General features: G+C 42.1%; 9 protein-coding genes. All 9 read right to left on the reverse strand.

Annotated elements, in window-relative coordinates; translation table 11 throughout:
• Positions 1 to 148 precede the first annotated feature (148 nt).
• A complete protein-coding gene (locus tag DWX73_RS11580; RefSeq protein ID WP_118348906.1) occupies positions 149 to 1762 on the reverse strand; it encodes a Na+/H+ antiporter NhaC family protein in 1614 nt (537 codons plus the stop codon).
• 102 nt (positions 1763 to 1864) lie between these two features.
• On the reverse strand, positions 1865 to 3106 hold the full coding sequence (locus DWX73_RS11585) for an MFS transporter (RefSeq protein WP_118348907.1): 1242 nt from the start codon (positions 3104 to 3106) through the stop codon (positions 1865 to 1867).
• 177 nt (positions 3107 to 3283) lie between these two features.
• Positions 3284 to 4648: a dipeptidase PepV gene (pepV, locus tag DWX73_RS11590; RefSeq protein ID WP_118348908.1), complete on the reverse strand. Its 1365-nt coding sequence runs from the start codon at positions 4646 to 4648 to the stop codon at positions 3284 to 3286.
• Between the two features lie 21 nt (positions 4649 to 4669).
• Complete coding sequence (locus tag DWX73_RS11595; protein ID WP_118348909.1) at positions 4670 to 6427, reverse strand: ABC transporter ATP-binding protein; 1758 nt, start codon at positions 6425 to 6427, stop codon at positions 4670 to 4672.
• Between the two features lie 362 nt (positions 6428 to 6789).
• On the reverse strand, positions 6790 to 7575 hold the full coding sequence (locus DWX73_RS11600) for a ZIP family metal transporter (RefSeq protein ID WP_199413560.1): 786 nt from the start codon (positions 7573 to 7575) through the stop codon (positions 6790 to 6792).
• Positions 7576 to 7621: 46 nt separating this feature from the next.
• Positions 7622 to 8455: a hypothetical protein gene (locus tag DWX73_RS11605; protein WP_147334788.1), complete on the reverse strand. Its 834-nt coding sequence runs from the start codon at positions 8453 to 8455 to the stop codon at positions 7622 to 7624.
• A 4-nt stretch (positions 8456 to 8459) separates the two neighbouring features.
• On the reverse strand, positions 8460 to 9254 hold the full coding sequence (locus tag DWX73_RS11610; protein ID WP_118348912.1) for a carbohydrate ABC transporter permease: 795 nt from the start codon (positions 9252 to 9254) through the stop codon (positions 8460 to 8462).
• Complete coding sequence (locus tag DWX73_RS11615) at positions 9247 to 10101, reverse strand: carbohydrate ABC transporter permease (RefSeq protein ID WP_118348913.1); 855 nt, start codon at positions 10099 to 10101, stop codon at positions 9247 to 9249. Before DWX73_RS11615 ends, DWX73_RS11610 begins: the two co-directional genes overlap by 8 nt.
• Before the next feature lie 31 nt (positions 10102 to 10132).
• A complete protein-coding gene (locus DWX73_RS11620) occupies positions 10133 to 11404 on the reverse strand; it encodes an ABC transporter substrate-binding protein (RefSeq protein WP_118348914.1) in 1272 nt (423 codons plus the stop codon).
• Positions 11405 to 11554 lie beyond the last annotated feature (150 nt).

An 11554-nucleotide genomic window follows, 5' to 3' on the forward strand; every position in this document is an offset into this window, starting at 1 on the left:
GCGGCCGCACATTCTATCTTGTTTGTCAACTATTTTTACAAAATAAAAAGACTCCTATATTATTTCTAATATAAGAATCTAATTATTTTTCCTTAACTTAATGACATTGACCGACAGCCCCTTTTTTTATTTTTTCATAAATTTTTCTTTAGTTCTGCTGCTTCTTCTGATATTTCTTCATTACAAGCAGTACCACTCCAAGCAGCACGATTCCAAATGGAAGTGAAATCCATGCAGACTGGGTAAAGCCTGCCACAATATAAGAAACAAAAGATACTGCCGCAACTGTAAGCGCATATGGAAGCTGTGTCGCAACATGACTGACGTGATCACACTGTGCCCCTGCCGATGCCATAATCGTTGTATCGGAAATCGGTGAACAGTGATCTCCGCAGACCGCGCCTGCCATACATGCAGAAATTGCAATGATCATCAAAGTCGGATTGCTCTGTTCGAATACTTTTACAACAATCGGAATCAATATTCCGAAAGTTCCCCATGAAGTCCCTGTGGCAAATGCAAGGAAACATCCTACTAAGAAAATGATTGCCGGAAGCAGATTCATCAGCCCTTCCGCACAAGACTCCATTGCTGTAGCTACAAACACGTCTGCTCCCAGCTGATCTGTCATTGCTTTCAATGTCCATGCAAAAGTTAAAATGAGAATCGCCGGTACCATAGACTGAAATCCTTCCGGAACACATTCCATACATTCCCGGAATTTCAAAGCCCGGCGCAGCAGATAGTACACAATTGTAATCACAAGCCCGAAAAAGCTTCCCATCGCCAGACCACTCGGCGCATCACTCTGAGAAAATGCCTCTACGAAGCCTGCACCGCTAAAGAACTCGCCGGTATAGAGCATTCCTGTTACGCAGCAGACGATCAGCGCAAGAATTGGGAAGACAAGATCAAGCACTCGTCCATTTGGCTTTTCCTTCACATCTTCTGTTCCATTTGCCCGCTTTCCTGCTGTAAAAAGATCGCCATTCTTTGCATTTTTTTCATACAGCTTCATGGAACCATAATCCATTTTCAGGTATACGATTCCAAGCATCATGATAATCGTCAGCAAAGCATAGAAATTATACGGAATTGCCCGGACGAAAATACTAAGTCCGTCTTCTCCTTCTACAAATCCGGCTACCGCTGCTGCCCAGGAAGAAATTGGTGCAATGATACAGATCGGAGCTGCTGTAGAATCAATCAGATACGCAAGCTTTGCTCTGGATATTTTATGTTTATCTGTTACCGGACGCATAACGCTTCCTACTGTCAGGCAATTAAAGTAATCATCGATAAAAATGAGTATTCCAAGACCGATCGTAGCAAGCTGAGCCCCTGCTCTTGACTTAATATGCTCTCCTGCCCATTTTCCGAACGCCGCGGAACCTCCTGCTTTATTCATCATAGACACCATGATTCCTAAGATAACAAGAAACATAATGATTCCAATGTTTCCTTCATCAGATAATACGGAAATAAATCCCCCTTTAAAAACCGACTCCACCGTTTTCACCGGATGAAAATCTGTTCCAAGCAAGGCGCCGACTACAATACCGACTAATAAAGAACTGTATACTTCTTTCGTAATCAGAGCAAGACCAATGGCAACAATCGGCGGCACAAGCGCCCATGCCGTGGCATACATAGAAGAAAGCGGCGCTTCTGTCTCTGCTGCAAATACCGTCATGGAAGATAATACAGTCAGCAGCAACACGATGCCCGCTCCCGCTAAGAGCTTTTGTCTCTTTAAATTCATAATAGTTTCATTCCTTTCAACATAATCCACAATATTATTTCATTAATTCTGACAAAAGTCAACATACATTTTTATGCAATTTTTATTCTATTACCTGCAATTTTATTCAAACTTCTTCTTATGCAGCAGGAAGCAAATCAGCATCGCTGCCGCTGTCATAATAAGCCAGCCCAAAATCGTTCTGTTCCATCCGGAGGACTCTACCATAATTCCAATGGTAAATGTGGAAATAGCTGTTCCAAGATATGCCATTGAATTCAAAAATCCGGATACCGTGGCCGCTCTTCCCATTTTAACAAAATGAAGTGGAAGCAGATTCACAACTAATGTATTTACCGCCATCATGGACGCCGTAATAATTCCAAGCAGCACCACAGTCACAACTACCGACACATCTCCAAATTTCCACAAACCAGCTAATGCTGCTGTCGCAATTACAAAGAAAAATGCGACGGTTCTGATCTCCTGCTTCCGGAAAAACTTCTGATACATGAATTGTGCTGCGTACGCCCCCGTTAAATTTACAATTGGAAGTACTGTTGTAATCAAAATCGAAAAAGACGGCGATGTATGAAATACCTCCTGAATATAGGTCGGTACCCAGGAAGTTACTCCGTCTTTGAGTACCCCATGTACAATAACCGGGATTAAGATCATAAACAATCCGGAATCGATCAGCACTTTTGAAAATGGAACCGAAGTTTCTGTTCCGGCTCTTCCTGCTTCGTCCTTATGTGGCTCTCCATGTTCACTGGCATACTGTTCCACTGCACGAAACCGGATCTGAAAAACCACTGCTACTGTACACATCACTGTCGCCGCTGCAAAAAATACTGCCCGCCATCCAAATACTTCCAGCATAATTGCCGACAGCAGGTAAGATGTCAGCGTTCCCAGCGCCATCGTAGACGTAATATGAATGCTGTAACGCACTCTCGCTGCTTCATTTAACATTTCTGCAAAAATCCGAAGAATCGGTGGCCAGATCATTGATTGAAGAAACCCATTGGCACACCAAAAAACCGCCATCGTTCCAAAGCTGTTCATAAATCCCATAACAATATTCATAACGCCTGCCAGAAACAGCCCTGTAAATATCATTTTGCGCGGATGCATCTTATCTCCGAGAAATCCGTTGATCAACTGTCCGATACCATACGCAAAAAAATATGCCATACTGATAAAGCCTGCCTGAGATTTGTCCAGAACAGAAAGGCGGAGCATTTCCGGCATGGCTGAAGAATAATTCAGTCTGCCGATGTACGATGTAAAATACGCTGCCCAGCACAGTGCAAACAGAACAAATGCCATATGTTTCTCATTGATTTTATTGAATTTTTTCACTGATCCATCCCTCCTTATAAAACCTCTATTATTATAGCACACCCTCAAAAAAGCAACTTGCACAAACGTCTTTTCTTTTTGTCCGATTATCTTTTACATCAAAAAATCCAACAGACATTTTCATATGAAAAGTATCTGCTGGATTTCTATAAAAATTTAATCGGATTTCTTATCTTCCTACTTCTGCGCTAATTCGTACATTGCAGCAGTAATAATCTGAATGGATTTTATCAGTTCCTCTACTGCAACGCATTCATTCGGCTGGTGGATACATGCCGGTGCATCTGGGAACATCGGTCCAAATGCTGCCATATTTTTAAATGCTTTTGCATAAGTGCCTCCGCCGATTGCAAGCGGTTTCTCATCTCTTCCTGTTTCTTCCCGGTATACTTTCATCAGTTTCACAACCAGTTCTGAATCCTGCGGAATATAAAGATATGGAACAGAGCTTGTTCTCTCAGCTTCTAATCCCTGTCTTTTTGCTGCCTCACATACCTGCTCCATCACATGCTGTGCACATGCATTTTTCGGATAGCGGATATCCAGTGTCATACTCATTCCATTTTCATCAAAATTCACAACTCCCAGGTTCACTGTCGTCTCGCCTGTCTCTTCATCCTGATAAAGAATTCCCATATGTGCGCCGTTTGTCTCGCCATTTAATTCCTCAAGAATGAAATTTAACATTTTCTGGAAATCTCCGCCAAACGCAATGTGCTTCACAGCCTCGGCAAGCTTTACAGCCGCATTCACGCCAAGTTCCGGTGTACTTCCGTGAGCACCGTTTCCGATTGCTTCGATAATTGTCTGTCCATCTTTCTTTGTTACCGTAAGACCTTCTGCTTCTTTTACATCCAGATCTCCCTCTGCCACAAGACGGCATTTCGGTGTTACAACGTTCGCCGCTGTTCCGCCTGCAAAGCTTACAACCTTCACATTTCCCTGCTCAATATTCTTCTTGCCAACGGTAAAGTTAGATGCTCCCTTTTCGAAGAAGATCATCGGATATTCTCCATCCGGAGTAAATCCGATCGTCGGCAGTTCTCCACCATTCTCAATGTAATAATGTACACAGGAGGAACCATTTTCTTCATCTGTTCCAAATAATACACGGATTCTGCGGTCCAATTTCAGTCCGAGATCCTGGATTGCTTTTAATGCCCAGATTGCACCGATTGTCGGTCCTTTATCATCCAGAACACCTCTGCCGTACAGCACTCCATCATGGATCTCAGCGCCAAATGCCGGATGAATCCAGCCTTCTCCAAGCGGCACAACATCCAGATGACCAAGTACGCCGACCATCTCTTCGCCTTCACCGATTTCAACCCAGCCAACACGATTTCCCACATTGCCGGTCTTAAATCCAAGACGTTCTCCGAGCGCCAGAGCATCATCAAGCGCTGCCCGCGGTCCTTTTCCATAAGGCGCGCCCTCTTCCGGCTCTCCTTTAATGCTGTCAATGCGGATGCTCTGCTGAATAGACGCAATGATATCATCCTGCAGTTCCAGAATCTTTGCATTTAATTTTTCGTTGCTCATAATATATTCTCCTTTTCTTTTTTATTCTTCTCCACAATCAACTGTCTCCAGACCTTCAAACTGCATTTTATAATAATGGGCGTAGAGACCATTCATACCCAGAAGTTCTTTATGCGTTCCTCTCTCGGCAATTCCTGCTTCGTTAATAACAATAATCTCATCGGCATTGCGGATCGTAGAAAGTCTGTGTGCGATCGTAATCGTTGTCCGGTCTTTCGCCAGAGCTTCCAGACTTTTCTGTATCCGGCGTTCACTCTCATTGTCCAGAGCGCTTGTCGCTTCGTCAAGAATCAGAATCGGAGGATTCTTAAGGAACACCCGCGCAATAGAAATCCGCTGTTTCTGTCCTCCTGAAAGTCTTGTTCCCCGCTCTCCTACAAATGTATCGTATCCTTCCGGCAGTTCCATAATAAATTCATGGATATTTGCCTTCTTAGCAGCCTCAATAATCTCGTCCATCGATGCATCCGGCTTTCCATAGGCAATATTCTCCCGGATCGTTCCACAGAACAGATAGACATCCTGCTGCACAATTCCAATCTTACTGCGGAGACTCTTCATCGTCAGATCTCTTACATCTTTCTGGTCTACAAGTACTCTTCCGCCTGTTACATCATAAAATCTTGGAATGAGTGAACAAATTGTTGTCTTGCCACCGCCGGACGGCCCTACAAGCGCTACGGATCTTCCCGCTTCAATCTTAAAGGAAATATCTGACAATACCGCTTCTTCATCCGTATACCGGAAAGATACATGATCAAACTCAACCTCGCCTGATACATCCTCAATCTCTTTCGCATCTTCTTTATCCTGAATATCCGGCTCTGTCGCAAGCACTGCAAGAAAACGCCGGAATCCGGACAAGCCTTTCTGGATCATCTCCGTTAATTCCACAAGAATCTGCACCGGACTAATAAAAATGCCGATATACAGCGCAAACATCGCAAGATCTGCTGCTTCCATCTTACCCTGCGCAATGAATAAACCTCCAAATACCAACGTGGAAAGATACATCAGTCCCTGGAAAAATGCATTTCCACTCATAAAAAATCCCATGCACTGATAGTTATTTCCTTTGGAAACAAGGAAATTTTCATTGCTTCTTGTGAATTTCTCCCACTCAATCTCCTCATTTGCAAAAGACTGTACCACCCGGATTCCTGCAAGGGTATCCTGAAGGCTGGCATTAATATCCCCAATCTTTCTCCGGTTATCCATAAAGGTTGCCTGCATCCGCTTATTCTGGCGCACAGAGAAAATGACCATAAATCCAACGACAACTGCAAGAATCATTGTCAATCTCCAATTGATCATTGTCAGGAAAATAAATGAACCGACAATCTTAATCACAGAAATGAATAAGTTCTCTGGTCCATGATGAGCGAATTCTGCAATATCAAACAAATCTGATACCAATTTGCTCATCATCTGTCCTGAGTTGTTCGCATCATAATAAGAAAAAGATAATTTCTCATAATGTTCAAACAACTGCTGGCGCATATCACGCTCCATTCTGGCTCCCATCATATGTCCCTGGTAACTCACATAATACTTACAAAATGCCTGGATCACATACATTAGAAGAAGACCTATTCCAAGCGGAAGCAGCGCTTTAAGAATCAAGCTGCTGTCCTCTGTAAACAGCGTAGCTGTCAGCGTTCTTAAAATCTGCGGAAATGCCAGATCAATGAAACTGATCAGCGCCGCACAAATTAAATCCAAAAAAAATACCGTCTTATACGGTCCATAGTATTTGATAAATTTTTTTAATGTATACATATTTCCCTCCTTCTCTCTTCATATTATATAGCAGCCACTTTCTTTTGACAATAGAAAACCGATGCCAGACGCACCGGTTTTCCATTTTTCAAAATCATTTTTTATGACAAAACCCTGCCGACGTACAGCCGGAGCAGCCTCCTCATCCTTTTCCCTTTTTTTTACTCATATTTATGATAATTGCTGCAACACTTAGAAGCAAAAGCAGCGAGACAACAATTGTCCCCATATGTTCCATCAGAAATCCTAACATCTCTGTTCCTCCTTTTCTTTAGTTAGTCTTTACTAACAAACATATTTTAACGCTTTCCTGTTATCATTGTCAAGTCTTTTCAACATCATATGTTGTTCTCACCGTAAACTTACCCAAGCGCCACATCCAAAATCATCATGACGAGAAATCCCACAATAAATCCGAGTGTTCCCGCTTTTCCCTCTTCTTCCATATGTGCCTCCGGAATTAATTCTTCTACTACCACATAAATCATCGTTCCTGCCGCAAATGACAGCGCCAGAGCAATACAGGATCTGGCTGCTCCGGCAAAGATCGCTACCAGCACACCAAAGATGGGTTCCACGATTGCCGTCATACTGCCAATAAAAAATGCCTTCCATTTTCCCATTCCCTCTTTCTGAAGTGGCAGCGCCACTGCAGTTCCCTCCGGAAAATTCTGAATGGCAATCCCAATCGTCAATGCAATTGCACCGGATAAAAGCGCCGGATTTTCAAGCTGCTGTGCTGCCAGGGCAAAAGCAAGCCCTACTGACATTCCCTCCGGAATATTATGGACTGTAATTGCCGTTACAAGCATCATCGTACTTTTTCGCAAAGATATCTCCTGTCCCGCTTCCCTCCGATACCACCGTTTCAAAAGATTGTCTGCCAACAGCAGCAAAAGTACCCCTGTCAAAAATCCAACTGTTACAACCAGCCAGCCAATCTGCCCCTGTTCCTCTGCAAAATCAATTCCCGGAAGCAGCAAAGACCAGACCGACGCCGCGATCATTACGCCGCCTGCAAATCCAAGAAAACCGCTCTGCCAAGTTTCATTTACATCCCGCTTCATACAGAAAACTCCCGCTGCTCCCAGCGTTGTTACTAAAAAAGTAACGATTGTTCCTAAAAATGCAAAAAGAATCCCATTCATCACTATCACCTCCACAATAGTATATGAATGGAATTCTTTTTCGTTCTTATTTTCTGCGCTTTAATGTACTCCATAACACCATTCCAAGCCAAAGCGCAATACAGAGCGCTCCGTATAGACACAATTCTGACAAATATTCATAACGAATTTCCCTATATAGCGCAGGATTCCTTGATAAATTATCCATTTCAAAGAAAAAATGATGAATTCTGTCTGCATAAAATGATATGTCAAAAATCTGTTCTTTTGGAAGAAACTTCCGCGGAATCTGAACCATTCCTGTTATCCCATATAAGATCGCAGCCTGTATTACAAGAGCCGCTCCTCCTGCCATACCTTGAACGTATTTGTGCTTCCAAAATCCATCCAGTAATTTTAAAATCTGATTACACCATAAAATCCATACTGGCAGCAATGCCGGGAAAACAGCAAGCCATTTTATCTGTTCCACCATTTTCCAATGTCTCTCTTGCACCTTATTTTCTCCGCCCGGTATGATTTCTACAATCTCATTTTCTTTTACCGGATAAGAGGAATCAACAATTACCCGAAGCATTCCTCCGTAATCATTTGTAAGACTGGAACGATCTGCAATTACATATCCATTTTCTTTTCCATAAACAGTGATCGGTCTTTCCTGTACCTTTTCCTCAGTCCGGAACTTCCCGGCAACTTCTTGAACGCAGTAAACAATATTTCCCATCTCATTTTCATGTACAGAACTTTGCGGGAGCAGAACTTCTCCTTCCTTCCCAGCTTCCCCGGTTGTCACACTCACTTCAATCCGCATTAGCTTTTCTATTTGGATTGACAGTACTGTACAATACACAAGGAGCATTAGAATAATGCATCCTCCTCGCCAGACTTGTTTCTTTCTCATACAATCAACCCCATAATGAATCTCCGATTCCCTCTACCAGTTCCTCGTGATAGTAGAAAAATAAAAATGTAACCGGAAGCAGACAAAGTATACCGCACACGGACTGAACCGTCAGCTCATTGCCTTCAAGTCCGGCTAAAAAAACAGATAATGGATATTGTTCCGGTCCTTCAAGAAATGTGATCGGCTGTTCTACCATATTCCAGCTTTCTACAAAACTTAATATAAACAATGTAAGTACTGCCGGCCTTGCTGCCGGAGCCATAATCTGAAATACATTCTGAAGCTTTGTAGCTCCATCAAGGCTTGCAGCCTCAAGGATCTCTCCCGGAAGAGAGCGAAATACAAATGCCATCCATACCGTTCCAAATGGTGCAAAAATTCCCGGAATAATCAATGCTTTCCAGCTATTCAGAAATCCAAGCTTTTCAAGCAAAATGTAATTTGGAAGCAATGTTACCTGAACAGGCAGTAACATAAAGAGAAGCATAATCCCAAAAAGCATCCTCTTCCCAATAAAATTGTATTTGGCAAATGCAGTTCCTGCCATGCAGCTAATAACTGTCTGTCCTGTCGCAATTACAAGACAAAGTCCCATACTTCTCCAAAATTTCATCAGATATCCCGGTTCAGCCAGAAATACATGATAATATCCCATCAGCGAAACTTTTCTTTCCTGCATCTCCCAAAAAGAGCTAAAGAACATATAAATAACCGGAAGCAGTGCAATTCCTGCCAGCAGCAGCATAAACCAATATCTTTTTTGTCGTCTGGCCGGCATTTTTCTCATCTTACTCATAAGCCCGCCCCCTTATCACACGATAAATTCCGTAACCGATTCCACAAAATACAAGAATCACTGTCAGAAGCACAACCGATGCGGATGAGATCTTCTGATAATTCAGATTTTGAAAATTATTATTCATAAAGTGCTGTAGCAGGTAAATACTGTCATTTGGATAGTTGCCGCCAAGTAAAAATGCTTCACGATAACACTTAAATGCATTCATAAGGGCAAGCACGAGATTGAATAAAAGCACGGGAGCGATCAAGGGCAGCGTAATGCAGCAAAAGATTGTTCCATTTCCCGCTCCATCCAGTCTGGCATTTTCATAATAAGGCTTCGGAATCATTTGAAGTCTTGCAAATAGAATCAATACATGATATCCCGTATATTTCCACCAATATAAAATACAAATTACCCAAAATGCAAGTGATGAATGAAGCCAATCCTTATCATTTTCTCCTACCAAAAGTAAAAAACGATTAATGATACCTGTTTTCCCGAAAAATAGCTGTACACCGAGTACTGTTGAAGCAATTGGAAGCATCATCGGATAGAAATATGCCAGACGGAATCCTTTCAATCCTCGTGTCAGTTTTTGCAGCAACATTGAAAGCAGCAGCGATCCGGCAAGAATCACAGGGACGCTTACTACTAAAAAGCGCCCCGTATTCTTTAACGAAAGAAGAAACATCTCATTATGGAATAAATCTATAAAATTCGCCATTCCGACAAATTCCCGCTTTCCAATTACAAATGACACCGAATACCAAACGGTAATCAAAAATGGTACAAAGTAGAAAACAGTAAAACCGGCGATTGCCGGAAATGCCAGCCAAAATCCCCCATTCTTTTTCTTCATAAGCAGTCCCTCATTTCTATAGCCGCTTTTCTTATTCTTTCACAAGAATCGTATATTCTTCCTCCGCCTGTTCAGCAATCTTCGTTACCAGCGTATCTACTCCTGTCGGAGATGCATCTCTCTCTGCCTGAAGCCGCATTCCTCCTGTCAGGTCATAAAAACTATAATCTGCCTGTGACACAAAATAACCGCTGTCCAGTTCTCTGAAGCTTTCTAACACCGCCTGAATGACAGTCTCATCCTGAATCTGGTAATGCGCGTTTAAATAATTCTTAACTCCGGATTCGCTAACCGGAAAATCTCCTACTCCGATACTTGTATAGCTCGTTTGCTTCTTCGCATAAAGTTCCGGATCTGCAAAATACATTAAAAGCTCATATGCCTCTTCTTTTTGTTCGGAAGACATTCCGATTCCGCCATAGACTGTAATCGATGCCATCTTATTTCCAAATTGATTTGGTACTGCCTGATAACGATAATTTCCTGTTCCCGCTGTTCTTCCAATTACCCCGTCAATTTCCATCTTGCCAAGCATATATGGATTCTCCTGCATGTCCTGTTCTTCTTGCAAAAGTACTTTTTTCATGAAAGAGCTCCATGTTTGCTTATCAAAATTTACTTTTTGCGTTTCATAATCCACAGATACCTGCTGCCATCTGCTGGACATATCGTCTACTGCCGCTACAACTGCATCACGCATCTGCACATTGTCCGAATTTAATGCATTCTCATACCATTCTTCTAATGTCTGTCCCTGAAGTGCATTGTTTTCCTGCGGAGATGCAAACACATAATATTCACATGCCAATGGAATAATATACTGTCTTCCTTCATACTGTCCGGCGCCTAAAAGTGACTTTTGATAATCTCCATCTTTCCAGTAAGCATCTTCTTCCATATATTCATTCAGAGACGCAAATACTCCGCTTTGCATACTTTTGCTGATATTCGTAAACAACTGCGTATTTCGAAAAGACGCATCGATCTGTTCATCAGGATTGCCCAAAACATATAAATCCGCTCCTTTTCCTGACATCATTTCTGTTCGCAATTTTTGAAATTTCGTCTCCCGTTCCTGCGGTTCTGTCGGCAAATATGTTACTTTCACACCTTTTCCCGGATGCTGTGACATATAATAGCGCACAATATCTTTCGTAATGCCTTCATACATCTTTTCTGTCACAAGAGTCAACTGTTCTCCCTGTTTTTGACTGCCTTTTTTCTCTCTCATTTCGCCTGTGCTGCAGCCGGAAATCACCAAAATCACACTCAAAAACAACGCTGCTAACCATTTCTTTTTCATAGACTTCACCTCCGTGGATAGCTTAGATTTCTTGCTTATTAGAATAATTTTAGCATTTTCATTATAAAAAATCTGTGAATTATTTTGAAAATTATTCATTTCAAGATAATTCACAGACTATTTATTGTTTTTTATTTTATTATATATTTT

The organism is Coprococcus sp. AF21-14LB (genome assembly GCF_003458885.1).
GTDB lineage: Bacteria > Bacillota > Clostridia > Lachnospirales > Lachnospiraceae > UBA9414.

Bases quoted from the DNA above. Each gene is read 5' to 3' on its own strand.
- DWX73_RS11600 (WP_199413560.1), bottom strand. From the start codon at position 7,575: ATGAATGGGATTCTTTTTGCATTTTTAGGAACAATCGTTACTTTTTTA.
- DWX73_RS11620 (WP_118348914.1), bottom strand. From the start codon at position 11,404: ATGAAAAAGAAATGGTTAGCAGCGTTGTTTTTGAGTGTGATTTTGGTG.
- DWX73_RS11605 (WP_147334788.1), bottom strand. From the start codon at position 8,455: ATGAGAAAGAAACAAGTCTGGCGAGGAGGATGCATTATTCTAATGCTC.
- DWX73_RS11580 (WP_118348906.1), bottom strand. From the start codon at position 1,762: ATGAATTTAAAGAGACAAAAGCTCTTAGCGGGAGCGGGCATCGTGTTG.
- DWX73_RS11615 (WP_118348913.1), bottom strand. From the start codon at position 10,101: ATGAAGAAAAAGAATGGGGGATTTTGGCTGGCATTTCCGGCAATCGCC.
- DWX73_RS11595 (WP_118348909.1), bottom strand. From the start codon at position 6,427: ATGTATACATTAAAAAAATTTATCAAATACTATGGACCGTATAAGACG.
- pepV (WP_118348908.1), bottom strand. From the start codon at position 4,648: ATGAGCAACGAAAAATTAAATGCAAAGATTCTGGAACTGCAGGATGAT.
- DWX73_RS11610 (WP_118348912.1), bottom strand. From the start codon at position 9,254: ATGAGTAAGATGAGAAAAATGCCGGCCAGACGACAAAAAAGATATTGG.